The 24,251-nt window shown below is 70.1% G+C and carries 26 protein-coding genes and 1 tRNA gene; 17 read left to right on the top strand and 10 right to left on the bottom strand.

Going from position 1 to position 24,251, the window contains the following annotated elements; genetic code table 11:
* Positions 1-31 precede the first annotated feature (31 nt).
* The gene (locus DJ75_RS09015) at positions 32-232 is read right to left on the bottom strand and encodes a XapX domain-containing protein (protein WP_094524157.1); all 201 of its coding nucleotides are present in this window, start codon (positions 230-232) and stop codon (positions 32-34) included.
* Between the two features lie 103 nt (positions 233-335).
* Between DJ75_RS09015 and DJ75_RS09010 the strand changes: the two genes are divergently transcribed.
* A complete protein-coding gene (locus DJ75_RS09010; protein ID WP_094524156.1) occupies positions 336-902 on the top strand; it encodes a peptidylprolyl isomerase in 567 nt (188 codons plus the stop codon).
* A 72-nt stretch (positions 903-974) separates the two neighbouring features.
* Here the strand turns inward: DJ75_RS09010 and DJ75_RS09005 are convergent, their stop codons facing one another.
* From DJ75_RS09005 to DJ75_RS08995, 3 genes are all read right to left on the bottom strand, one after another.
* Positions 975-1,922 (bottom strand): D-2-hydroxyacid dehydrogenase, encoded by a 948-nt coding sequence (locus DJ75_RS09005; protein WP_094524155.1) that lies wholly within the window; start codon positions 1,920-1,922, stop codon positions 975-977.
* Positions 1,923-2,093: 171 nt separating this feature from the next.
* Positions 2,094-3,269, bottom strand: a complete 1,176-nt coding sequence (locus DJ75_RS09000) for a cystathionine gamma-synthase (RefSeq protein WP_094524154.1) — start codon at positions 3,267-3,269, stop codon at positions 2,094-2,096.
* A 93-nt stretch (positions 3,270-3,362) separates the two neighbouring features.
* Positions 3,363-3,473, bottom strand: a tRNA-Glu gene (locus tag DJ75_RS08995).
* Positions 3,474-3,667: 194 nt separating this feature from the next.
* Here DJ75_RS08995 and DJ75_RS08990 point away from each other — a divergent pair.
* The 9 genes from DJ75_RS08990 (at position 3,668) to DJ75_RS08950 (ending at position 13,529) form a co-directional block, all read left to right on the top strand.
* Complete coding sequence (locus DJ75_RS08990; RefSeq protein ID WP_094524153.1) at positions 3,668-4,474, top strand: alpha/beta fold hydrolase; 807 nt, start codon at positions 3,668-3,670, stop codon at positions 4,472-4,474.
* A 1-nt stretch (position 4,475) separates the two neighbouring features.
* A complete protein-coding gene (locus tag DJ75_RS08985; protein ID WP_094524152.1) occupies positions 4,476-6,062 on the top strand; it encodes an AMP-binding protein in 1,587 nt (528 codons plus the stop codon).
* Positions 6,063-6,195: 133 nt separating this feature from the next.
* Positions 6,196-6,897 (top strand): helix-turn-helix domain-containing protein, encoded by a 702-nt coding sequence (locus DJ75_RS08980; RefSeq protein ID WP_094524151.1) that lies wholly within the window; start codon positions 6,196-6,198, stop codon positions 6,895-6,897.
* 152 nt (positions 6,898-7,049) lie between these two features.
* A complete protein-coding gene (locus tag DJ75_RS08975) occupies positions 7,050-8,498 on the top strand; it encodes an ABC transporter substrate-binding protein (protein ID WP_094524150.1) in 1,449 nt (482 codons plus the stop codon).
* The gene (locus tag DJ75_RS08970; protein ID WP_094524149.1) at positions 8,498-9,478 is read left to right on the top strand and encodes an ABC transporter ATP-binding protein; all 981 of its coding nucleotides are present in this window, start codon (positions 8,498-8,500) and stop codon (positions 9,476-9,478) included. Before DJ75_RS08975 ends, DJ75_RS08970 begins: the two co-directional genes overlap by 1 nt.
* Positions 9,475-10,173 (top strand): ABC transporter ATP-binding protein, encoded by a 699-nt coding sequence (locus DJ75_RS08965; protein WP_094524148.1) that lies wholly within the window; start codon positions 9,475-9,477, stop codon positions 10,171-10,173. Before DJ75_RS08970 ends, DJ75_RS08965 begins: the two co-directional genes overlap by 4 nt.
* Positions 10,170-11,204: a branched-chain amino acid ABC transporter permease gene (locus DJ75_RS08960; protein WP_094524147.1), complete on the top strand. Its 1,035-nt coding sequence runs from the start codon at positions 10,170-10,172 to the stop codon at positions 11,202-11,204. The genes DJ75_RS08965 and DJ75_RS08960 overlap by 4 nt, the downstream gene beginning before the upstream one ends.
* Before the next feature lie 79 nt (positions 11,205-11,283).
* The gene (locus DJ75_RS08955) at positions 11,284-12,513 is read left to right on the top strand and encodes a branched-chain amino acid ABC transporter permease (protein ID WP_094524146.1); all 1,230 of its coding nucleotides are present in this window, start codon (positions 11,284-11,286) and stop codon (positions 12,511-12,513) included.
* Positions 12,510-13,529 (top strand): 3-oxoacyl-ACP synthase, encoded by a 1,020-nt coding sequence (locus tag DJ75_RS08950; protein WP_094524145.1) that lies wholly within the window; start codon positions 12,510-12,512, stop codon positions 13,527-13,529. Before DJ75_RS08955 ends, DJ75_RS08950 begins: the two co-directional genes overlap by 4 nt.
* Positions 13,530-13,565: 36 nt before the next feature.
* Here DJ75_RS08950 and DJ75_RS08945 read toward each other — a convergent pair whose 3' ends face one another.
* Complete coding sequence (locus DJ75_RS08945) at positions 13,566-13,973, bottom strand: MaoC/PaaZ C-terminal domain-containing protein (RefSeq protein WP_094524144.1); 408 nt, start codon at positions 13,971-13,973, stop codon at positions 13,566-13,568.
* Positions 13,974-14,229: 256 nt separating this feature from the next.
* Here DJ75_RS08945 and DJ75_RS08940 point away from each other — a divergent pair, with 256 nt between their 5' ends.
* The 3 genes from DJ75_RS08940 to DJ75_RS08930 are packed head-to-tail and all read left to right on the top strand — an operon-like array spanning position 14,230 to position 16,441.
* Entirely contained in the window at positions 14,230-15,228 is a 999-nt protein-coding gene (locus tag DJ75_RS08940; RefSeq protein WP_094524143.1) for a phosphate uptake regulator PhoU, read from the top strand.
* Complete coding sequence (locus tag DJ75_RS08935; RefSeq protein WP_217900379.1) at positions 15,225-16,070, top strand: alpha/beta hydrolase; 846 nt, start codon at positions 15,225-15,227, stop codon at positions 16,068-16,070. The genes DJ75_RS08940 and DJ75_RS08935 overlap by 4 nt, the downstream gene beginning before the upstream one ends.
* On the top strand, positions 16,058-16,441 hold the full coding sequence (locus DJ75_RS08930; RefSeq protein ID WP_094524142.1) for a hypothetical protein: 384 nt from the start codon (positions 16,058-16,060) through the stop codon (positions 16,439-16,441). Before DJ75_RS08935 ends, DJ75_RS08930 begins: the two co-directional genes overlap by 13 nt.
* A gap of 39 nt (positions 16,442-16,480) precedes the next feature.
* Here the strand turns inward: DJ75_RS08930 and DJ75_RS08925 are convergent, their stop codons facing one another.
* Positions 16,481-18,010 (bottom strand): GMC family oxidoreductase, encoded by a 1,530-nt coding sequence (locus DJ75_RS08925; RefSeq protein ID WP_094524141.1) that lies wholly within the window; start codon positions 18,008-18,010, stop codon positions 16,481-16,483.
* 119 nt (positions 18,011-18,129) lie between these two features.
* Between DJ75_RS08925 and DJ75_RS08920 the strand changes: the two genes are divergently transcribed.
* The 4 genes from DJ75_RS08920 (at position 18,130) to DJ75_RS08905 (ending at position 19,958) form a co-directional block, all read left to right on the top strand.
* Complete coding sequence (locus tag DJ75_RS08920; RefSeq protein ID WP_094524140.1) at positions 18,130-18,411, top strand: ubiquitin-like small modifier protein 1; 282 nt, start codon at positions 18,130-18,132, stop codon at positions 18,409-18,411.
* On the top strand, positions 18,408-18,752 hold the full coding sequence (locus DJ75_RS08915) for a hypothetical protein (protein WP_094524139.1): 345 nt from the start codon (positions 18,408-18,410) through the stop codon (positions 18,750-18,752). Before DJ75_RS08920 ends, DJ75_RS08915 begins: the two co-directional genes overlap by 4 nt.
* Positions 18,752-19,168 (top strand): hypothetical protein, encoded by a 417-nt coding sequence (locus tag DJ75_RS08910; protein ID WP_094524138.1) that lies wholly within the window; start codon positions 18,752-18,754, stop codon positions 19,166-19,168. The genes DJ75_RS08915 and DJ75_RS08910 overlap by 1 nt, the downstream gene beginning before the upstream one ends.
* Positions 19,169-19,238: 70 nt before the next feature.
* A complete protein-coding gene (locus DJ75_RS08905; protein WP_094524137.1) occupies positions 19,239-19,958 on the top strand; it encodes a fumarylacetoacetate hydrolase family protein in 720 nt (239 codons plus the stop codon).
* 371 nt (positions 19,959-20,329) lie between these two features.
* On the opposite strand, the gene DJ75_RS08900 is transcribed toward DJ75_RS08905, so the two are convergent.
* From DJ75_RS08900 to DJ75_RS08885, 4 genes are all read right to left on the bottom strand, one after another.
* Positions 20,330-21,550 carry a DUF418 domain-containing protein gene (locus tag DJ75_RS08900; protein WP_094524136.1) on the bottom strand — a complete coding sequence of 407 codons (1,221 nt, stop codon included), beginning with the start codon at positions 21,548-21,550 and terminating at the stop codon, positions 20,330-20,332.
* Positions 21,551-21,647: 97 nt separating this feature from the next.
* Complete coding sequence (locus DJ75_RS08895) at positions 21,648-22,718, bottom strand: Gfo/Idh/MocA family protein (protein ID WP_094524135.1); 1,071 nt, start codon at positions 22,716-22,718, stop codon at positions 21,648-21,650.
* 84 nt (positions 22,719-22,802) lie between these two features.
* Positions 22,803-23,231, bottom strand: a complete 429-nt coding sequence (locus tag DJ75_RS08890; protein WP_094524134.1) for a hypothetical protein — start codon at positions 23,229-23,231, stop codon at positions 22,803-22,805.
* A gap of 115 nt (positions 23,232-23,346) precedes the next feature.
* A partial coding sequence (locus DJ75_RS08885) for a thiamine pyrophosphate-dependent enzyme (protein WP_254921919.1) occupies positions 23,347-24,251 on the bottom strand: 905 nt, incomplete at its 5' end.

Raw genomic sequence — 24,251 nt, 5'->3', positions numbered from 1 at the left:
GGCGGCCGAGGCGACGGGTGAGGGCGGACCGTTACAGCCCGAGCGCGTCGAGCAGGTCGAAGCCCACACCGACGTAGCCGACGAGTTTGAAGCCGAGATAGATCCCGACGATCGCCATCACGCCCGGTAACTCCGGCGGGGCGGGGATCGGGACGCGGAGGAACGCGAACAGCGCGCCGACCGTCACCCCGACGAGAAGCGCGGCGGCGGTCAGGACGGTGGTCGAACCCATGTCGACGCGTCGGCGACGTCCGTTTATAAACGCGGTGTTCGCGGTCGGGGACGCGGCGGCGGGGATGGGTAGGGTTTTCCGACGCGCGTCCCTTCACGGCGACATGGCACGAGAGGTTTCCAACCCCGACAACCCGCAGGTGACGCTCCAGACGAACCACGGCGACGTCGTCGTCGAGCTGTTCGCCGACCGCGCCCCGAAGACGGTCGAGAACTTCCTCGGACTGGCGCGTCACGACCCCGCCGCGGACGCCGACCCCGCGCGCGACACCAACACGTGGGAAGACCCCGAGAGCGGCGAGGTCCGCGGCGACTCGCTGTACGAGGGGAACGTCTTCCACCGCGTCATCGAGGACTTCATGATCCAGGGCGGCGACCCGCAGGAGAACGGCCGCGGCGGCCCCGGCTACCAGTTCGACGACGAGTTCCACGACGACCTCACCCACGACGGTCCGGGGATCCTCTCGATGGCGAACTCCGGCCCGAACACGAACGGCTCGCAGTTCTTCATCACGCTTGACGCGACCCCGCACCTCGACGGCAAGCACGCCGTCTTCGGCCAGGTCATCGACGGGATGGACGTCGTCGAAGAGATCGGCGCCGTCCCGACAGACCGACGCGACGAGCCCCGCGACACGGTCGAGATCGAGCAGGTCGCCGTCGACGAGTAGACCGGCGCCGCGGTCCCCGATGTCGACGCCGCGGTCCCCGATGTCGACGCCGCGGTCCGCCGTCCGAGTATCTTATACTACCCGATTCTCAAGCTCCTCGCCGTCATCGAGCCGGGTGAGGTTGCCGGCGAGGATGTCGGCGACGCGGTCGTAGTAGTGCGGCGTGTGGCCGGCGTTGTGCGGGGTGATCGTGGCGTTCCCGAGCCCCCACAGCGGGTGGTCCTCCGGGAGGGGTTCGGGGTCGGTCACGTCGAGGGCGGCCCCTCTAATCCGGCTGTTCCTGAGCGAGGAGACCAAGGCGTCGGTGTCGACGATCGGCCCGCGCGCTACGTTTATAAGGACGGCGTCGGAGCGCATCGTTTTGAGCGCCTCCGCGTCGACGATCCCCCGCGTCGTCTCGGTGAGCGGGCACGCGAGCACCACGTACTCGGCGTCGGCGATCGCCTCGTGGAACTCGTCGAAGCCGTACACCGCGTCGGCCGGGCCGCCCTTCTCGGGCGAGTACCGGACGCCGACCGCCTCGACGTCGAACGACGCCAGCCGTTCGAGGACCGTCTGCCCGATGGCGCCGAGCCCGACGACGGCGACCGTCGAGCCGTACACCTCGGTCGTCTCGTAGGTGCGCCACTCGCGGTCCGCCTGCTGGCGGTGCGCGCGCGGCCACCGGCGGGCGTGCGTGATCATCGACCCGACGACGTACTCGGCGATGTTCGGGCCGTGGACGCCGGAGGCGTTCGTCACGGCGACGCCGCGGTCCGCGAGCGCCTCGCGCGGGAGGTGCCCGGTCCCGGCGAACACGCAGGCGAACAGTTCGAGCTCCTCGGCGGCCGCCAACAGCTCCTCGTCGATGTGGAGCCCCACCGCGGCGCGGGCGGTCGAGATCAGCTCGCGCTCCTCTGCCGGCGTCCGGGCCAGCGCGATCTCGCGGTCGGGGAGTCGCTCGCGGAGCGACGCGACGAGGTCCGACGCGTCCGATCCGTGGATCGTCTGTCGCAGCACGAGGACGTCTGGATCGCTCATGGCGACGCCACTCGGCGCAACCCTTATAAAGGGTGCCCGTGCGGCGAAGGGTGCCGGATTCGGGGCGCGCGGCGGCCGGTCCGGAAGGCGGCCGGTCCGGAAGGTGGCCGGTCCGGAAGGTGGCCGGTGCGGGGCGAGGCCGTTGTGGGGCGCGGCCGCGGCGGAGTTCGGTTACTCTAGGGCCGCGTCGAACGCGGCCTGCAGGTCCGCCTTCATGTCGTCGACGTGTTCGAGGCCGACGGAGACGCGGATGAGTCCGTCCGTGAGCCCCGCCGCGAGACGCTCCTCGCGCGGGATCGCGGCGTGGGTCATCGCGGCCGGCTGCTCGATGAGGCTCTCGACCCCGCCGAGCGACTCCGCGAGCGTGAACACCTCGGTCTCGCTCACGACGGTCGACGCCTGATCGAGGCTCCCGTCGAACTCGAAGGAGAGCATGCCGCCGAACGCGTCCATCTGCTCTGCGGCGAGCTCGTGGTCCGGGTGGCTCTCCAGGCCGGGGTAGTAGACGCGGCTCACGTCGTCGTGGGACTCGAGCCACTCCGCGAGCGCCGCGGCGTTCTCGCAGTGGCGGTCCATCCGCACCGGGAGCGTCTTCGTCCCGCGGAGCACGAGGAAGCAGTCGAACGGGCCGGGGGTCGCGCCCACCGAGTTCTGGTAGAAGCCGAGTCGCTCGTCGAGTCCCTCGTCGTCGACGATGAGCGCGCCGCCGATCGTGTCGGAGTGGCCGCCGAGGTACTTCGTCAGCGACTGGCAGACGACGTCGGCGCCGTGTTCGAGCGGACGCTGGAGGTACGGGGTCGCGAACGTGTTGTCGACCGCACAGAGCGCGTCGTTGGCGTGGGCGATGTCCGCGAGCGCGCCGATGTCGTTGACGTTCATCAGGGGGTTCGTCGGCGTCTCGACCCACACCAGCTCCGTCTCCTCCCGTACCGCGTCCCGCACGGCGTCGTGGTCGGTGGTGTCGACGAAGGTGGTGTCGACGTCGTACTCGTCGTACACCTGCGTGAGGATGCGGTGGGTGCCGCCGTACACGTCGTCGCCGGCGACGACGTGGTCGCCCGCCGACAGCAGGTTCAGGACGGTGTTGATCGCGCCCATGCCCGAGGAGAAGCAGCGCGCGTGGCTCCCCGACTCCAGCGACGCGAGGTTCGCCTCCAAGTCGGTCCGCGTCGGGTTCCCGGTCCGGCTGTACTCGTAGCCGCGGTGGTCGCCCGGTCCGTCCTGCTCGTACGTGGAGTTCGCGTGGATCGGCGTCATCAGCGCGCCGGTCTCGGGGTCGGGCTCCTGTCCCGCGTGGATCGCGCGGGTCTCGAAGCGCGGGTCGTCGCCTTCGGGGTGGTCGCTCATATCGGGGACTCGTCGGCGAGCGTGGTGATTCTTCCCCTTCGGAGCGGCGGTGGCCGAACGGACCCGTCGCTGCCGGAGCGGTTTCGCGAGAAGTGCTCGGTCAGGGATTTGAACCCTGGTCGTCGGCTGACTTCCGAACCGGCGCACCGATGCGCCGCATCCGTCGAAAGGCCAACATGATTGGCCGGACTACACCAACCGAGCGCGATTTCCGCTTGTGCCGCATCCGATTTAACTCTTCTCAACTCCCGTCACCGTGGGACGCCTCGACAGGGGCTTCGTCCCCGGATTCCGCCCCGCCGTCGAGAGCGGTCGGCGCGTTGAGTCCGCTTGACACCGGTGGGGTGGTTGAAACGTTAACGTGCGGGTTGATGCGGCGCGACCCCGTCTGTACTGGTATGCCGAGAGCGACACGCGACGGCGTCGCGATAAATTACGCCGTCGACGGGAAAAGCGACGGCGCGACGGTCCTCCTCTTAGAGGGGCTGGGGTACGGTCGCTGGATGTGGCGGTGGCTGACCGAGGACCTCGCGGACGGGTACGAGGTGCTCCGTCCCGACAACCGCGGGACCGGCGACTCCGACGTCCCGGAGGGGCCGTACGCGATCGCCGAGATGGCGGCCGACGCGCGGGCCGTGCTCGACGACCGCGGCGTCGACCGGGTGCACGTCTGCGGCGCCTCGATGGGCGGCATGATCGCGCAGGAGCTCGCGCTGACCGACGAGCGGGTCGCCTCGCTGACCCTGCTTTGCACCTCGCCAGGCGGCGAGGGCGCGGCCGAGACGCCGCCCGAGGTTCAAGATCACATCTTCTCCGCGCCCGAGGACGCGGACCCGCGGGAGCGGATCCGGTACCTGATGGAGCCCGCGGTGAGCGACGGGTTCTACGAGCGCGAGCCGGAGCTCGTCGATCGGATCGTCGACTGGCGGCTGTCGGGCGACGCGACGCCCGCGGGCCGGGAGGCGCAGGCCGCCGCGGTCGCCGCGTTCGACGCGTCCGACCGGCTCGGCGAGCTGTCGGTCCCGACGCTGGTGGTCCACGGCACCGCCGACCGGGTGCTCCCGGTCGAGAACGCGGACCGTCTGGCCGAACTCATCCGGCACGCGACGGTCGAACGGATCGAGGGCGGGCCCCACCTTTTCTTCATCGAGGAGCGGGACGCCGTCGACGACAGGATCCGGTCGTTCCTCGACGGGGTCGCCTGAGATGGCCGGGAACGATCCGCGGAGTGGCGGGGAGGGAGCCGACGACCCCCGGCCGCACCCGCACGGCGACCGGGCGTACGAGTGGGTGGGGTCGCTGTCGGCGCGCCGAGCGCGACTCTCGCCCGACCGCGTCGCCGTCACGGACACGGCCGCGGGCGAGGAGTACACGTACGCCGACCTCGACGAGCGCGCCAACCGCACCGCGCGGTTCCTCCGCGAGGTCGGCGTCGGGAAGGGCGACCGCGTGGCCGTCGTCTCGCGGAATCGCGTGGAGCTGCTCGACCTGTTCTTCGCGACGGCGAAGGTCGGGGCGGTGTTGGCCCCACTCTCCCACCGGCTCGCGGAGCGCGAGCTCGCGGCGGTCCTCGGCGACGTCGACCCCGCGCTCCTCGCGGCCGAGACGCCGTTCGAGGGCGACGTGGTCGACGCCTTGGAGCGCGCCGACGTCGAGCCCCCGGTGCGCGCGATCGCGACCGACGCGGACAACGCGTGGCGCACGCTCGGGGCTGACCTCCCCGACGACGGTTCGCCGGTCGAGACCGCCGCCGTCTCGCTCGCCGACCCGCACCTCTTCCTCCACACCGGCGGTTCGACGGGCACGCCGAAGGAGACGGTGATCAGCCACGGCGCGATCCGCTGGAACGCGTTCAACACGATCACGGCGTGGGGGCTCCGCGAGGACGACGTGACGCCGATGGTGTTCCCGATGTTCCACACCGGCGGGTGGAACGTGCTCACCGTCCCCTTCCTCCAGATGGGGGCGCGGATCCTGTTGAGCCCCGAGGTCGATCCCGGCCGCGTCCTCGCCGACGTCGAGCGCGAACGCGCGACGACGCTCGTCGCGGTCCCCGCGGTGCTCCGGATGATGGCGCGCCACGACGAGTGGGCCGACACCGATCTCTCCTCCCTGCGGTTCGTCAAGAGCGGGGGCGGGCCGTGCCGCGAGAGCGTCATCGACGCGTGGCGCGACCGCGGCGTGGAAATATCGCAGGGGTACGGGCTCACGGAGTGCGGCCCGAACAACTTCGCGATGCCCGACGGCTTCCCGCCGGAGAAGACCGCCAGCGTCGGCGTGCCCGCGCTCGCGGTCGACGCGCGCGTGGTCGACGAGGACGGCCCGGTCCCGGACGGGACCGTCGGCGAGCTTGAATTGGCCGGCCCCGCGGCGGCGGACCGCTACTGGAACGACGACGAGGAGACGGCCGAGACGTTCGGCGACTGGGTCTCGACGGGCGATCTGGCCCGCGTCGACGCGGACGGCTACTACCACATCGAGGGTCGCAAGAAGAACATGTTCGTCTCCGGCGGGGAGAACGTCTACCCGCCGCGAGTCGAGGACGCGCTCACGGATCACCCCGAGATCGAGGAGGCCGTCGTGATCGGGATTCCGAGCGAGGAGTGGGGGACCGTCGGGAAGGCGGTGGTCGTGGGCGACGAGTCGCTGACGCTCGACGACCTGCGCTCGCACCTCGCCTCCCGCGTCGCCCGGTATGCGGTGCCGAAGGGGCTCGCGTTCGTCGAGGAGATGCCGACGTCGGGCCCGTCGAAGATCGACCGGGCGGCGATCGAGGAGCGGTTCGGGGAGTGACGGTCCGACGCGACCGAGCCGAGCGTGCCGGGAACGAGCTGTCGGGCGCTATCCCGCCGTTTTCGGCCGTCTCACGACGTGGCGGGCGTCCCACAGGAACAACCGTTATATATGTGGGAGATAAGGGGAGGCCATGATCGACGTCACGATGGATATGGAGCAGTTCGACTGCCCGTTCATCGACACCTCCGCGGACCACGACGTCGGGTTCTCCGCGATGCATTGGCAGCTCGACACGGCGGCCGAACAGCTGGAGACCCGACTGCTCGTCGAGTCGTCCGACCGCTACGAGCTGAGCGAGGGCCTGCAGAGGCTCCGCGACCACGAGAACATGGCCGAGTACCGCCTGTTCTCGAAGCGGGACGACACCGCGATCATCCGGACGGTCATCGAGGAGACGAACGCGATGTCGACGATCACCGACCACGGCGGCTACATCACGGGCCCGTTCCGGATCGCCGACGGCTCCGAGCAGTGGCAGGTCGGCTTCGACGACGACGAGACCACGGAGGCGGCGCTACACGACTTGGAGAAGGGCAACGAGTTCGTGGTCGAGGACCGCTCGGAGCTGTCGATGGAGTCGCTGTTCGACACCATGCGCAACGCGAACGCGGCCTCCACGATGTTGGAGGCCTGCCGCGACCTCACCGACGTCGAGCGCGAGACCATCGAGACGGCGGCGGACGCCGGCTACTTCGAGTCGCCGCGAGAGGCGACCCTCTCGACGCTCGCCGACGAGTTCGACGTGTCGACGGCGGCGGTCTCGAAGAACATGCGCCGCGGCGAGAAGAAACTGCTCCGTAGCGTCGTGCAGGCGCTCGACCGCATGAACTGAGCCGGGCGACTGCGGTCGACTGAGTCCGTGACTCGCCCGGCCCCTTGATTCTCCGCGTGAGCGAGCGTTTTCGCCTGATCCCTCGCGGTTTCGCGTCGCTTGTTAACATCTTAACTCGGCCCCTTTTGCCGGTGTGTCTCGTCGGTATGCGTATGCGAGACGTAACCACGCGACGGTCGTATCTTCGACGAACTGGCGCCGCGGTCGGCGGAGTCGGACTCGCAGGACTCGCCGGCTGCTCCGGAAACGGCGGCGACGGGAGCGACGGCGGGAGCGGCGACGGCGGCGACGGCGGCTCCGGCGACGGCGAAGACGGGGGATCCGGCGACGGAGAGGACGGAGGCGACGGCGGAGACCTCTCCGGGGAGACGCTCCGGATCGGGGCGCTGCAGCCTACCTCCGGTGACCTCCAGTACTACGGCCAGATCAGCCTCATGGGGTTCTACTCCGGGCTGGCGTACAAACACGACGTCGATCCGATCGAGGAGCTCACGCCGGGCACCTACACGCTGGAGACGGACGACGGCCCGACCTACGAGATCATCGTCGAGGACACCCAGTTCAGCCCCGACACCGCACAGAACGTCGCGACGAACCTCGTGCTCGACGAGGACGTCGACGTCCTCTTCGGGGGCACGTCCTCGGACAGCGCGCGGCGCCTGATCGACACCGTCGTCGACGAGTCCGAGGTCCCGTACCTCATCGGTCCCGCGGCCGACGCGGGCATCACGGTGAACGAAGAGTTCTGTCACCCGCTGGCGTTCCGCGCGAGCGAGCACACCGCGATGGACGCGCGTGCGGGCGGCACGTACGTCGCCGAGAACTTCGACATCGACACGGTCGCGGTGTTCGCGTCCGACAACGCCTTCGGACAGAGCGTCGCGGAGAACTACACCGCGGTCCTCGAGAGTCAGGGCGTCGAGGTGCTGGAGCCGCGGTTCGTCGAGGTCGGCTACTCCGAGTTCGACGGGCTCTTCGAGGAGGCCGTCTCGAACGGCGCGTCCGGCGTCGTCGGCGGGTTCACGGCGTCGACGCTGCCGCAGTTCCTCACCTCGGCGATCTCGTTCGACGTGCAGGTGTTCGGCGGGTTCGCGGCGCTGCTGACGACCCAGCTCATCGGCGGCACGATCGAGTCGGCGCTCGGCGAGGGCTTCACCGAGCAGGACATCAAGGACGCCGGGCTCGGTCCGTTCACCAGCCGGTACCACTGGAACCAGTACGAGAACCCGATCAACGAGGAGTTCCGACAGATGCACATCGACGCGTACGACATCGTCCCCGACCTGTTCAGCTCGGGGACGTTCACCGCCGCCTCCGCCCTCTCGCAGGCCGTCACGGAGTCCGGGTCGACGGACGGCGCCGACGTCGCGGAGGCGCTGCGCGGGATGACCGTCGCCGACACGCCGAAGGGCGCCGACGGCTACACCTTCCAGGGCCACAACAACCAGGGCGCCTCCCAGATGACCGTCGCCTGGCCGGTCCCCACGAGCGACGAGTTCGCCGAGACGTGGGACGCGCCCATCATGCCCGGCGAGCCGCTCGAACGGCTCGACGCCGAGGACGTCATGGTCCCCGAGGAGGACGCCAGCTGCTCGCTGTGATGCTGCTCGAAACCGACGGGCTGACGAAGCGGTTCGGCGGGATCACGGCGGTCGACGGGGTCGACTTCGCGCTGGAGTCCGGCGAGCTCTGCTCGCTCATCGGCCCGAACGGCGCCGGAAAGACGACGTTCTTCAACCTCCTCACTGGAGTGTTGGAGCCGTCCGACGGCGCGATCCGGTTCGCACCGGGCGCGGGAGCCGGCGAGGGCGGCCAGGCCGGCCAGGCCGGCGAGGGCGGAGACGGCGGGGTCGGCACCCGCGACATAACGGACGCCTCGCCTCACGAGACGGCGCTGGCCGGGATCCACCGGTCGTACCAGATCACGAACCTCTTCCCGACGCTCACGGTGCTGGAAAACGTCCGGATCGCGGCGCAGGCGGCGCGGGGCGGCGACGCCTGGAAGCTCTGGCGCAACGTTCGGTCGTTCGACGCGCATTACGAGGAGGCCCACCAAATCCTCGACCGGATCGGACTCGATGGAGCGGCCGACGCCGTCGCGGAGAACCTCAGTCACGGCGAGAAACGGAGCCTGGAGGTCGGCGTCGCGCTCGCCGGCGACCCGGACCTGCTCCTGCTCGACGAGCCGACCGCCGGGGTCTCCAGCGAGGGGGTCGACGACGTGGTCGCGCTGATCGAGGACGTCGCCGCCGACCACTCCGTGATGCTGATCGAACACAACATGGACGTGGTGATGGGTATCTCCGACCGCATCGCGGTGCTCCACCGCGGCGAGCTCATCGCCGACGGCCCGCCCGAGTCGGTCCGGAACGACCCGGCCGTCAGGGAGGCGTATCTCGGCGGCTACGGCCGCGAGGGCGACGCCACAGGCGAGGAGCAGAGCGGCGGGACCGACGGTGACGGCTCCGCGGCGGCGACCGACGGCGGTCGTCGCGTCGACCGGCCGACAGGGCGAGCCCCGCCGGCCGAACGGGGCCGAGCGTCTGGGCGAACGCCGAACCGCGGAGGTGGCGGCCGGTGAGCGTGTTGGAGTTCGAGGGCGTCCACACGTACTACGGCGAGAGCCACATCCTGCAGGGGCTCGACCTGACCGTCGAAGACGACGAGATCGTCGCGCTCGTCGGTCGCAACGGGGTCGGCAAGACGACGACGCTACGGACCGCGCTCGGGCTGACGCCGCCGCGGCGCGGGACGGTCCGATTCAAAGGCGAGGACGTCACCGGCCGCGAGCCCCACGAGATCGCCGGCGGCGGAATGGGGTGGGTGCCGGAGGACCGGCGGGTGTTCGCGCACCTGACCGTCGCGGAGAACCTCCGCGTCGCCGCCCACGCCGCCGCCGACCCGGACGCCCGGATCGGGGAGGCGTACGACCTCTTCCCGGCCCTTGAGCGGTTCGCCGACAAGGAGGCCGGCGACCTCAGCGGCGGCCAACAGCAGATGCTCGCGATCGCCCGCGGGATGCTCGGCGACAACGACCTGCTGCTCGTCGACGAGCCCAGCGAGGGGCTCGCGCCGCAGATCGTGAGCGACGTCGTCGAGGCGCTCCGCGCGGCCTCCGCGGACACGACGATGGTACTCGTCGAGCAGAACTTCCGGCTCGCGATGGACCTGGCCGACCGGTTTTACCTCGTCGACCACGGCGTCGTCGTCGAGGAGGGCGACACCGACGGCGTCACGAGCGAGGACGAGCGCATCCGGAGGTACCTCACCGCATGAGCGCGACCGCGCTCTCCCTCGGCGTCGCGGACCCGGCCCCGCTGCTCGCGACGGGCGGCGCCGCCGACGGGCTCCGGACCGCGGTCCGCGTCCTCGTCGAGGGGCTCGGCAAGGCCGCCGTCTACTTCACCATCGCGGTGGGGCTCACACTCGTGTTCGGGCTGATGGGCGTGCTCAACTTCGCCCACGGCGCCGTCACGATGGTCGGCGCGTACCTCGGCGGGCTCGTGCTCGTTCTGGTCGTCGGCTCCGGGACGGGGACGCTCGCGACGATCGGCGTCTTCTTCGCCGCGATGGCGATCGTCTTCGCCGTCACCACCGCGGCGGGCAGTCTCATCGAGCTGAAGCTGATCCGACCGATCTACGACCGCACGCCGACCTACCAGATCCTGCTGACGTTCGGCGTCTCGCTGATCATCGAGGAGGTCGCGCGGATCGTGTTGACGCTGCGGGGCATCCAGCCGGACCCGCAGTGGCAGGCGCCGATGGGTACCGCGCCGGACGTGCTGCTGGGACGGACCGACTTCCTCGGGATCGCAGTGCGGCGGCTCTACCTGTTCGAGGTGCTGATCGGCGGCGTCGTCCTCGTCGCCGTCTGGTTGTTCCTCACCCGGACGCTGTACGGATTATACATCCGGGCCGGGAGCGAGGACACCGAGATGGTGCAGGCGCTCGGGATCGACGTCCGCCGGGCGTTCACCGTCGTCTTCGGCGTCGGGACGGGCCTCGCCGCGGTCGGCGGGGTCCTGCTGATGTGGGACCCGATCTGGGGGCCGAGCGTCCTGCTGAGCATCGACGTGCTCCTGTACGCGTTCGTCGTCGTGATCATCGGCGGGCTCGGGAGCTTCCGCGGCACCGTCGTCGCCGCGGGGATCGTGGGCATCGCGGACTCGGTGACGACGTGGCTGTTCACGACCGGCGTCGTCACCTTCTCCGGCCTCTCCGAGGTGACGATCTTCTTGCTGTTAGTCGGCATGCTGATCGTCAGGCCGCAGGGCCTCTACGGCGTCGAGGAGGTGGGCGGCCATTAGCGACCCCGACTCCTCCGCCGACGACGCGGGGGCCGACGCCGGGCACGACGACGCGGAAGTCAGCGATGTCGACCGCGCCGTGACCCTCGCCGACTACGCCCGGGACCACGCGGTCCACGCCGCCGTCGTCCTCGTCTTCTTCCTGTACCCGCCGGTCAACGGCGCGCTGGAGTCGTCGCCGCTGGCGGCCGAGACGGCGGCGTTCCTCCCGGGGATCACGTTCATGATCGCCGTGTTGTACATGGGGCTGTTCGCGATGAGCTTCGACTTCGTCAGCGGCTACACGGGCTACCTCTCGTTCGGCCACGCCGCGTTCTACGGCACCGGGGCGTACTTCGTCGTGCTCGCGGCAAACGGGCAGATCCCCGGGATCCCGGGCGGGACGCCGTTCATGATCACGCTGCTGCTCGGCGCGCTGCTCGCGGCGCTGCTGGCGCTGGTCATCGGCTCGGTCTCGTTCCGGCTCACGGGGGTGTACTTCGCGATGATCACGCTCGGGTTCGCGCAGGTGATCTACGAGCTGATCCGCTCGTGGGGGTACGTCTCCACGAACCCCCAAGAGGGGGCGACGATCGGGGGCGACGGGCTCGCGATCGGCGTCCCGTACGTCGACGCGCTGAGCCTCCGGGTCGGACGGCTCACCGGCACCAGCGTCGAGAATCTACTCGGCCTGGGGATCGACGTCTCCGCGACGGTGGTCTCCTACTACGCGCTGGGCGCCGTCGTCTTAGCCTCGTACTTCGCGATGCAGCGGATCCTCCACTCGCCGTTCGGGCGGGTGATGGTCGCCATCCGCGAGAACGAGGAGCGCGCCCGCGCCGTCGGCTATCCGACCTACCGGTTCAAACTGGCCGCGTTCGCGATCAGCGGCTTCTTCGGGGCGGTCGCCGGCGGGATCTTCGCCGCGTACGCCCGGTCGGTGTCGCCGGACAACTCCTACTTCTTCCTCGTCACCGCCGACGCGCTGATCACGACGATCATCGGCGGGTTCGGCACGCTGGCGGGACCGCTGTTCGGCACGGCGTTCCACCAGTGGCTGGAGGACGTGCTCTCGACCGAGAGCGGCGGTCTCGCGACCTACATCCGTGAAGGGGTCCCGGCGACCGTCCTCGAGACCGACGTCTTCGGGCTCAGCGTCGAGCTGTTCGTCAACACCGCTCTGGCCGGACGAGCGCCGCTGTACCTCGGGATCGTTTTCGTGCTCTTCGTGCTGTTCGTCCCCAACGGGATCCTCGGCACGGTGCGCGACCGGCTCGGGGGGACCGTCGGCAAGCGCCTGCCGGAGCGGATACGGAGGTACCGCCGATGACGGTCGGAATCACCGGCCTCGGGACATACGTGCCGCCAGACACGATCACCGGCGCGGAGATCGCCGCGATCAGCGGGATCCCCGAGGAGGTCGTCGTCGAGAAGATGGGCGTGACCGAGAAGCACGTCTGCCCGCGAGACGGGGACCACGCGACGGACATGGCCGAGCAGGCGGCCCGCGAGGCGCTCGCGGACGCCGACGTCGACCCGACCGCGGTCGACCTCCTCCTCTACCACGGCTCGGAGTTCAAAGACCACGTGGTGTGGTCGGCCGCGGCCGCGATAGCCGAGGCGTTGGGCGCCGAGAACGCCTACGCCACCGAGAGCTACACGCTCTGTGCCGGCGCCCCGATAGCGCTCCGGCAGGCGGCCGCTCAGCTCACGGTCGAGGAGACCGACACCGCGCTGCTCGTCTCGGCGAGCCGGGAGGAGGACCTCGTCGACTACGAGGACGAGGACGCGTCGTTCATGTTCAACTTCGGGAGCGGCGCGAGCGCGTTCGTCGTCGAGGCCGACCCCGGCGACCGCGCCCGCGCGACGGTCCACGAGAGCGCGGCCGAGACGGACGGCTCCTTCGCCGACGACGTCGTGATGCCCGCTGGCGGGTCGAAGCGCCCGCCGAGCGAGGCGACGGTGCGCGAGGGGCTCCACGCGCTGCAGGTCCCCGACCCCGACGGGATGAAGGAGCGACTGGGCCCGGTCTCGCTGCCGGCGTTCCGCTCCGTCGCCGACGAGGCGCTGTCGCGGTCGGGGTTCGAGCGGACCGACCTCGACTTCGTCGCGCTCACGCACATGAAGCGGTCCTTCCACGACCTGGTGCTGGAGGAGCTCGGGCTCGACCCCGAGCGGGACGGCTACTACCTCGACGAGTACGGCCACGTCCAGAGCGTCGATCAGGCGCTCGCCGTCGAGGAGGGGCTGGCCGACGGTCGGCTCGCAGACGGCGACCTCGTCTGCTTCCTCGCCGCGGGCACCGGGTACACGTGGGCGGCGACGGTGCTCCGCTGGCACGGGTAGCGGGCCCGCTGTGCGTCGGGGCGTCGGTCCGCGCGGTCAGTCGTCCTCGTGGGCCACCGAGAGTATCGTCGCTTCCCCGTCGAGGACGCGCTCCTCGCGCGCGTCCACGAACGCCTCCGTCCGCACCCGCAGTCGGTCGCCGCCGAGGTCCTCGACGACCTCGACGGCGGCCCTGACCGTTTCGCCCGGGCGCACTGGCGCTTCGAACGACAGCTCCTGTTCGAGGTAGACGATGTCGCCCGGGAGCGACACGAGCGCCGCGGAGACCGCCGCCGCAGACAGTATCCCGTGGGCCACGCGCCCGCCGAACATCGACTCCGCGGCGTAGGCGTCGTCGAGGTGGATCGGGTTGTCGTCGCCGGAGAGCTCGGCGAACGCGTCGATCGCCTCGTCCGTGACCTGTACCTCGTGGGACGCCGTATCGCCGACAGTCGCGACTGGCATGACTCAGTATTCTGCGTCCCGGAACCTCAACCCCGGTGTTCACCCTCGAACGTCGACGTGCCGAGCGGCCCGCTCGGCCCGCGACCCGAAATATATAGGGATATATAATTATTATATTATGACTGACAGTTAGGGCTTGCTCGCGGCTTCCATCCGAATTATGACCGCTGAGATGCGACTTGCGTCGTCTATCCGAGACGCGGTAGGAGTATATATTTTGAATAAACTTAAGGGATATCGTGTGCGATCTGTATACATGGAAACGAGGAAGGTGCAGGTCACCGGCGGCTCGACGTACACGGTCTCGATCCCGAAGACGTGGGCGACGGAAAACGGCGTGGAGGCCGGCACCGAGATCGAGTTCTTCCCCGACGGGGACTCGCTGTTCCTCACGCCGCGGTCGGAGGAGGAGCGCACCCGCGGGACGCTCGACGTCACCGACCTCTCGGGGCAGGCGCTCACCCGGGCGGTGACGACGATGTACGTCAGCGGGTTCGACGTGATCGAACTGGAGGGCGCCGGGATTTCCACCGAGCAGCGCTCCGCCATCCGCGAGGCGGTCCAGAGCCTCGTCGGCCTGGAGGTGTTAGAGGAGACGCGCGAACGGGTCGTCATCCAAGACCTGCTCGACTCCTCGGAGCTGTCGATCCACAACGCCGTCACCCGGATGCGGCTGATATCGCTGTCGATGCTGGAGGACGCGCTCGCCGCGCTCTCCGATCTCGACCACGACCTCGCCCGCGACGTGATCGGCCGCGACGACGACCTCGATCGGCTCTGGCTCGTCGTCTCCCGGATCTTCCGCGCGACGCTTCGCACGCCGAAGGCGGCCGAAGAGCTCGGCCTCCCGCGCGAGGAGTGTTTCGACTACCACTCCAGCGCCCGCCAGCTGGAGCGGATCGGCGACCACGCGACGAAGATCGGCCACCTGACGCTCAGCATCGACGAGCCGCTCCCCGACGAGGTCGTCGAGGCGGTCAACGACCTCCACGGCGACGCGGTCGAGGTGATCGACACCGCGATGGACGCGCTGTTCGCCGACGACAGCGACGAGGCGACGCGGCTGGCGAACGACGCTCGCACGGGCGTCAGGGCGATCGACGAGCGGGTGCGCGCGATCGACGAACTCCTCCGCGACCTGGACCCGGCCCGCGCGCAGCTGCTCGGCCTCGTCGTCGACTCCGTGCTCCGGTCGGCCGACTACGGCGGCAACATCGCGGAGACGGCCCTCCAGAAGGCCGCGCCGACCCCGTGAGCCCCGAGGGAGACGACACGGGTCGGCTCCCCTCCCGACGCACCGTCGCCGTCGCCGTCGCGGTGATCGCGCTGGGTGCGGCGGTTCTCGCGACCGGTGCCGGGCTCTACTTCGCGGTCGGCGCGGGCCCAGAGGAGGCGGCGGTGAACGCGGTCGAGTCCTCGTCGGCCGTCACCGTCGAGCGGCTCGACGGGCTGACGGTCGTTCGGAGCGGGCCGGTGACCGCGGAGACGGTCGGACTCGCCTACTATCCCGGCGCGCGCGTGAACCCGGAGAGTTACGTCCCGACCGCCGCGGCGACGGTCGCGGGGCGAGACGTCGCCGTCGTGATCGTCGACGTGCCGCTGAACCTCGCGGTGCTCGGACCGAACCGGGCCGACGACGCGCGGGCGGCGCTCCCGGCGGTCGAGTCGTGGTACGTCGGCGGCCACTCGCTCGGCGGCGCGATGGCCTGTCGGTACGCGGCGGCCAACGCCGTCGACCTCGACGGGCTCGTCCTCCACGCCGCCTACTGCGACAGCGACGTCTCAGAGAGCGGGCTGCGGGTCCTCTCGGTGCTCGGGGGCGCCGACGGGGTGATCGACGCGGACCGCGAGCGCGAGAGCCGGTCGAACCTGCCCGACGACGCCCGGGTGATCGAGCTCGACGGGGTCAATCACGCCGGGTTCGGCGCCTACGGGCCGCAGCGGGGAGACGAGTCGGTATCGACCGACCCGGCGGCCGCGCGTGATCGGGTCGGGACGCTCACCGGTCGGTGGCTCGTGGAGGCCCCCGTCGAGCGGCGGATCGGTGAGCGGGTTTTTTCAGCGTCGCCGCCGGACGATTCGGTATGCCAGAGATAGAGCTCGGCGTGCCGCGGGGGGTCGTCGAGTCGCTCCCCGAGGAGGACGAGACCGCCGAACAGGACATGCGTCGCGCCATCGCCGGCATTCAGTCGCGGATCAACGAGGAGATCGAGGGGACCGAGCCCGGGGAGGCGGCCGAGGTCGTCGCCGACGCGGTCGAGCGAATGGAGACGCAGGCGAGCGCGTACCACGAGTTCGTCCCGGAACTGCGCGCGTGGGGGCAGTCCCCGATCTACGCCATCGCATGGCGGAACCTCTACGTGGAACTGATCGGACAGCTGTACGAACACGAGTGGCTCGGCGACGAGCTGGGTCGCGAGCGGAATTTCCGGCTCGTCGAGGACGGGATCCGGCTCTCGGACCTGTAGTCCCCTTCCGAACGCGGTCCCGCCGGGCGAACCGGCCGGTCAGGCCTCGAGCAGCGACGCCGCCCGCTCGCCGACGGCGATCGCGGGCGCGTTGGTGTTGCCGCTCGGAATCGTCGGCATCACCGACGTGTCGGCGACCCGGACGCCGTCCACGCCGTGCACACGGAGCCGATCGTCGACGACCGCCGACTCATCGTTCCCCATCCGACACGTCCCGACCGGGTGGTACACCGTGTGAGCGGTCTCGCGCACGTGTTCCTCGATCTCCGCGTCTGTCTCGACGTCCTCGCCCGGCCAGACCTCCGCGCCGCGATACGGGTCGAGGGCGTCGGCCCGAGCGATCTCACGGGCCCGCTTGACGCCCTCGCGGAGGACCTCGAGGTCCGGCTCGGCCGAGAGGTACCGCGGATCGACGACGGGGTCATCGGTGGGATCGGCGGAGGCGAGCTCGACCCGCCCCCGGCTCTCGGGCCGCACTTGCGTCGCGCCGATCGAGAACCCGAGCCCGTCGGGGTTGTCGAAGCCGTGGTTCATGTAGTACGTCGGACAGAAGTGGAACTGGAGGTCCGGCGCCGGCTCGTCGTCGTCGACGTAGGTGTACCCGGCGCCCTCCCCGATGTTCGACGTCGGCGCCGGCGGCTCGTCGTCGGTCCGATCGTACACGACGAAGCTGAACAGGTGGTCTTGGAGGTTCCGGCCGACGCCCGGTCGGTCGGCGACCACGTCGATGTCGTGGTCGCGGAGGTGCTCTGCCGGCCCCACGCCGGAGCACATCAGTAGCTGCGGCGTGTCGTACGCCCCCGCGCTGAGCACCACCTCCTCCGAGACGTCGACCTCGTGCGTCTCGCCGTCGCGTCGGTAGTCGACGCCCTCGGCGCGGGTCGCGTCGTCGAACCGGATACCGGTGACGTGTGCGCGGGTCTCGACGGTCAGCCCGGCGCGGTCCAGTACCGGTTTGATGAACGCCGCGGCGCTGCTGCACCGCTTCCCGTCCCGCTGCGTCACGTGGTACAGTCCCGCACCGGTCTGCCGTCGCCCGTTGATGTCGGCGTTCCGCTCGATGCCGCACTCCGCGGCCGCGTCTACGAACGCCTCCGAGGCCGGGTGCGGGTCGGACAGGTCGTCGACGGTCAGTGGTCCCCCCGTCCCGTGAAACTCCTCGTCTCCGCTGCCGACGAAGTCCTCGCTCCGTTTGAACGCGTCGAGCATCTCGTCGTGGCTCCAGCCGTCGTTCCCCATCGACGCCCAGTTGTCGTAGTCCCAGGGAACGCCCCGGTTGTAGATCATCGCGTTCAGCGAGCTCGACCCCCCGAGGGTCTTCCCGCGGGGATGGTACAGCCGGCGGTCGTTCATCTCCGGCTGCGGCTCCGTGTAGTACTCCCAGTCGGCCTCGGACTTGAACAGCTCCGGAAAGCGGACCGGTGTGTTGATCCGCTCCTCGTGGTTCTCGTCGGGTGCCCCCGCTTCGAGTAAAATCACGTCGTTCCCCCGCTCAACTAGCCGCCGCGCGACCACGCAGCCCGCCGACCCGGCGCCGACGACCGCGTGATCGTACGCCTTGCTTGACATTTCCAAGTGATCGGACGGACCGGTGGAACCTAAAGCTATGGTACCACATCGCACGAGCGGTGTGGTTCCTCCCCGCTTCTCGGGACCGTTTTATGTCGGTCCGGACCGATTACGCGCATATGGAACTGGAACTGCGGTTCTTCGCGACGTTTCGCGAGGCCGCCGGCGGGAAAATCGTCGAGGCGGAGTTCGCCGACGGGTCGAGCGTCGGAGACGTGTTGCGGGAGCTAGAAGCGGAGTACGAGGGGATGAACGGTCGCCTGGTCGTCGACGGCGGCCTCGCGCCCCAGATCAACGTGCTCAAGAACGGCCGCGAGGTGCTTCACCTCGACGGGCTGGAGACGGCGTTGGAGGACGGCGACCGGCTCTCGGTGTTCCCGCCGGTCGCGGGCGGCGCATGACCCCCGACGGCGAGGCGAGCGGCGGGACCGAGCCCGTCGACGGTCCCCCGCCCGCGGAGGAGGGCTGGGAGCGCGAGACGGTCGCGTACCGCGGGATTTCCCGGCGGCTCGCGGCCCACTACCTCGTCAACCTCGGCGGGACGCTCGTGGGCACGGACGACCCGGCCGAGGCGACCCGCGTGGACGGCGACGGGTGGCGCGTCGCGCTCAGCGCCGAGACGGTGACGGCCGCGGCTGCGATTCGACTCACCGAAGTGACCGCCGAGTTCGTCGGCGACCCGGACGCGCTGGCCGAGCTCCTCCCGAAGTACCGTCAGAAGGCGATGCGGGCCGGAGGCTGATGGCCGGCGACGAGGAGTCACCCGGGACGGGGTCGACGTCGCCGAACGGCGACTACCCGATCGACGGGACCGCGCTGGTCAAGACGGCGGCGCTCGCCAGCGTCCCCGCCGAGCGGCTCCCCTCCCTCCTCGCCCGCGTGCAGGCGGACCTGAGCCCGCGGATCGATGAGTACAGGCGGCGATACGAGCGCATCGCGACCGAGCCGGACCGCGAGACGTTCCTTGTGGAGCCCGACCACTGGGAGAGCGTGGGGGAGCGGCTGGGACTCACTGACCGCGAGCGCGACGCCGTCGCCCGCGCCCACGAGACGGCTGTCGAGCGGGCGGGCTCGGGTCGGACGCGGCGCGAGGAGTACGAGACCGCGCTGGAGATCCGGTCTGGCGTGGTGATCGGGACCGCGACCGACGACGACTGACCGCGATCGACCGCGACGACGACTGACCGCGACCGACGCCTTTTCGACGCCCCCGCGTGGACGTGCCGCCATGCGACTCGCACGCCTGCTCACGCCGGACGGACCGGTCTCCGGACGCTACGAGGACGGGACGATCGTCGACGACGACGGCCGCTACGAGGTCGGTCGCGACGGGCGGCTCCTCCCGCCCTGCGACCCGAGCGCGCTCTACTGCGTCGGGCGGAACTACGTCGAGACACTCGATCAGATGGAGTACGAGCGCCCCGAGGAGCCCGACTTCTTCATCAAACCGCCGGCGAGCCTGCTCGCGCACGGCGAGTCGATCGCGTACCCCGAGTGGACCGACGAGCTGACGTACGCCGGCGAGCTGGTCGCCGTCATCGACGAGCGCTGCCGGGATGTCGCCCCCGAGGACGTTCCCGAGGTCGTCCGCGGCTACACGGTGATGAACGACGTCGACGCGCTCGACCAGCAGGGGCGGACCGCGCGGAAGGCGTTCGACGGCTCAGCGCCCCTCGGCCCGTGGATCGAGACCGACGTCGACCCGACGAGCCTCGACATCTCGACGACGGTCGGCGGGGAGCAGCGTCAGGACGCGAACACCGAGCTGATGCTGTTCGGTCCCCACGAGATCGTCTCGTACCTCTCGGAGCGGTTCACCTTCGAGCCCGGCGACTGCGTCGCCTTCGGGAGCCCGGCGAACCCCGGGCTCGTCGAACCGGGCGAGCGCGTCGAGATCACCTACGAGGGCGTCGGGACGCTGTCGAACCGAGTCGTCGACGTGTCGTGACTGACGGCTTATTTTAATAAGCGTGCGGTGGCGCGTGCTTTTTGAGCGGCCGGAGGCCGCGAGGAGCGAGGGACCGAAGGTCCCTCTGACAGCCGGCGGCGTAGCCGCCGGCGAGAGCGCTCGCGAGGGAGTCGCTGGCTCCCGAAGCGAAGCGGAGGGTGCCAGCGGCGAGGCTGGGGAGGCGTGAGGCTGCGGTTGCGGTGCGGGGCGCGCCTCACGGCTGGAGCTTTGTTTGCCTTCACCGTCGACGCGTGTTCGATTATTTATAAGCGAGCCGCCGGAGGGTCGGAGGGGTTCGTCGTGCCAACGACGGCAACGACATATACACAGACTACGATCGAACCGAGAAAAAGACGGCCAGCGAAATTCGATTAGTTCGGATTCTTCAGCGGCTGCCGCTCCCCGTACGTCAGCGTCCGCCAGACCCACTCCACGGGGCCGTATCGGTAGTAGTTGAGCCACGCCACCGACAGCACCACCTGCACGACCCAGATGGCGAGGACGATCCCGTACTGTTCGACGCGGTTCACGGAGCCGAACAGGCCGAGGCCGTGGCCGTAGAAGATCGAGGTCGCGAGCACTGTCTGGAGGAGGTAGTTGGTGAACGCGGTCCGGCCGACCGCGGCGAAGGTCCTCGTCACCGGACCGTCGGGCCGCCGCTTCGCGTACAGCATGACGAGCCCGACGTACCCCCCGGCGACGAGGAGGCTCCCCCAGTAGTTGAACTGACGCCAGTACAGCGCCGCGCCCGCGCTCCAGTCGTTCGCCTCGATGTAGGCGACGCCGGCGACGACGACCGCGACGCCGACGACCCCGCCGGCGACGAGCCGCTTATAAAACCGCGCCGAGCGCTCGCCGGTGAGCACGCCCCAGCGGTACAGCGCCATTCCGAGCAGCATCACGCCGCCGACGCGCCAGAAGCTGGACCCGATGAAGCCGGACGTCTGTCGCTGGAAGGAGGCGGAGACGCGGTGGTCCATCTGTTCGAGCCAGCCGCTCCGGTAGGTCGCCACCTCCTGGCGCAGGGCGGCCTCGCTCGGCGCCCACTGAGACGCGATCGCGTCGCCGCCGATGCTGACCGCGGCGAACAGCTCCGTGACGGGAACGAACAGCAGGAAGAGCCCGCCGAGCGCCGCCAGCCGTTTCGCGTCCATGTCGCGGACCGTGATCAGGAACAGCCCGGTGAAGCCGTAGGCGACGAGGATGTCGCCGTACCACAGCAGGTACGCGTGCGCGAGTCCGACCGCGATGAGCACCGCGGTCCGCCGGTAGTGGAGCCGGACCGCGTCCTGTCCCTTCTCCTCTTTGCTCCCGACGAACAGCAGGACCCCGGCGCCGAACAGCGCCGAGAACAGCGTGATGAGCTTCGACTGCGCGAACACGTGGCCGGCGAACCACGCCCAGTAGTTCGCGCCTGTGAAGTCGCCGTAGACGGTGGAATCGGCGTACACGGTGGGGTTCAACAGCGACGCCTCCGGCATCGCGAACACCCAGACGTTGATGAGCAGGATTCCGAGCAGGGCGAACCCTCTGAGCGCGTCGAGGCTGACGATGCGTTCGGAGGGCGGGGTCGGGCCGGCGTCGCGTGTCACGGATTGCTTCCGAGGAGGAACCGGAGGACCGAATAGGTTCGGATAGCGGGAGCCGGAGACGGCGGGGACTCGGGCCGAGGGCGGGACCGGGCCGGCCTCAGTCCAGCCGGACGGCCTCGCCGCGCTCCGAGGATCGGTAGATGGCGTCGATGACGCGCTGGACGGAGAGCGCCTCGTCGATCGTGTTGATCGCGGGCGCCTCGCCCGCGGCGACCGCTTCGAGGAACGCCGCCTGCTCGGCCCCGTGGCTGTCGCCCTCGCGGGTCTCGACCTCGGTGTCGGAGAAGTGGTGGCTGTCGCCGTCGAAGGAGCGCGCCTCGTGGATCGTGAGCTCGTCGCTGCCGCGGTCGAACGTCGCGCCCGCCTCCGTCCCGCGGATCACGAACTCATCGTTCGTCGGTCGGTTCGTCGCCCACGCGACCTCCAGCGACACCGTGTTGCCGTCGGCATCGCGGATGAACGCCGACGCCGAGTCCTCGACGTCGAACCCCTCGGCGCCGTTGTCGTCGCCCCACATGTGGACGAACGCGTAGTCGTCGCGGCTCCCGAACTCGGAGCGCGTCTCGCCCGACACCTCGACGATCTCCGGGTGGTCGAGGAAGTACAGCGCCAGGTCGACGGCGTGGACGCCGATGTCGATGAGCGCGCCGCCCCCGGCGACGTCGCCCGACGTGAACCACGAGCCGCGGCCGGGGACTCCCCGGCGGCGGACGTAGTTCGCCTCGACGTGGGTCGTCTCGCCGAACCGCCCCTCGTCCTGGTAGCCTTTGATCACCTGGACGGGCTCCGCGAACCGGTTGTTGAACCCGACCATGCAGAACCCCTCGGCGTCGCGGGCGGCCGCGGCGATGCGCTCGGCGCTCTCGACCGTGTGTGCGAGCGGCTTCTCCAAGAGCACGTCGAGGCCGGCCTTCAGCGCCGAGACGGCGTACTCCTCGTGGAAGCGGTTCGGCGTCGTGATCAGGACGGCGTCGCAGTCCTCGTACAGGTCCGTCTCGCTCTCGTACGCGTGGACGTCGAACTCCTCGTGGAACCGCCGCCGGGCGTCGGCGTCGATGTCCATGCCGCCGACGAGGTTCGCGCCGCGCTCCGTCAGCTTCGTCGCGTGGTGCTTCCCGATCCCGCCGAGGCCGACGATGCCGACGGCGACGTCGTTCGCGTGAGTCATACGCCGAATTCACAACGAATGTTGTTAAGGCTCACGTTCCGGCTCACGCGGTCGCGATCGCCGGCGGTCCGGGGCGCGGGCGGTTCAGAGGAGCGCGAAGAGCGTCTCCGCCAGTTCGAACAGACCACCGAACGACTCCGCGCCCGGGCCGAGACCTCCCTCGCCCGGGAGGGTCCCGAGGATACGCTCGGACTCGCGGCTCCAGACGAACCCCCTGACCAGCCACGCGCCGGCGAGGAAGGCGACCGCAGCGAGCAGCCGCGAGACGGCGAGAAGCCGCAAGACGAGGGGCAACAGGAGCACCGACGCCGCCCCGGCGAGAACGTAGGTGACGGCCGACCGCAGCGACGCCGCGAGCGCCGGTTCGACCGTCCCGGTCCCGACGAGGAGCGCGGTCCCGCCGACGCCGCACAGGAACGCCCCCCAGACGACCGCCCCGAGCAGTCGCACTCGCCCGCCGTACCCGGAGCCGGCCGCCTCCGGCACGTCGTCGTGGACCCACGGATTGCGCATGCTGACCGTCGCCGCCCCGCCCGTTTATGTCTCGCTTCAGATACCCGAAACGCGAGGCGTGAAACGTTCTGACGGGGACCATCGACGGGACTGGCGGCCGTTCGCGTCCCTTCGGCTATCGCTCCTCGTCGACGGGGCGGTCCCGCGTCATCCACTCGCTCGCCTGCGGCTCCGCCGCGTCAGTCACGACCTCGACCAGCGCGGGGCCGTCGCGGCGCCGGGCCGCGTCGACCGCGTCCCCGACCGCGTCGAGGTCGGTCACCCGCTCCGCGGGGACGCCCATCCCGGACGCGACGGCGACCAGGTCGAGGCCCGCGTCCGCCCACCCGTAGGCGCTTTCGGGAAAGTCGTACGAGCGCGACGCCTCCTCGCTGATGATCGCGTAGTCGTCGTTGTTGAGCGCGACCACCGTCACGTCGAGGTCCTCGGCGGCGAGCGTGTGTAGCTCGTGAACGCACATCATGAGTCCGCCGTCCCCGGTGAGCGCGACGGCGTCGCGGTCGGGGTTGGCGAGCCTCGCGCCGATCGCCGACGGGAGCCCGGTGCCCATCGTCGCCCACGACCCCGGGTTGACGTACGATCGAGGCCCCGACGCCGGGAAGGAGACGAGCGTCCAGAGCCGGAACCCGCCCGCGTCCGCCGTGACGACGGTCTCGTCCGGGAGCGCCTCCCGGACCTCCCGGAGGACTTCGACGGACCGGAGCGGGTCGTCGGGGGCCCGCCCGTCGGCGAGCGTCGCGAACCGCTCCTCGTCGGCCGACCTGACCGCACCGGCCCGCTCGGCGCCGTCGAGTTCGGCCCCGTCCGCCGCCGGCGACGACGAGGCCGGCGACGACGAGACCGGCGGCGAGAGGTCCGCCTCCCGGCCCTGGTCGAGACGATCGTCGAGCGCACGAAGGAACGCGTCCGCGTCGGCGACGACCCCGAGTTCCGTCTCGTAGCCGAATCCGACGTCGTCTCCTTCCCGGCGTCGGGGCCTCGATCGTACGTCAACCCGGGGTCGTGGGCGACGATGGGCAC

This window comes from Halorubrum sp. Eb13 (genome assembly GCF_002252895.1).
Taxonomy (GTDB): domain Archaea; phylum Halobacteriota; class Halobacteria; order Halobacteriales; family Haloferacaceae; genus Halorubrum.
This window is presented reverse-complemented; position numbering and strand designations above follow the sequence as displayed.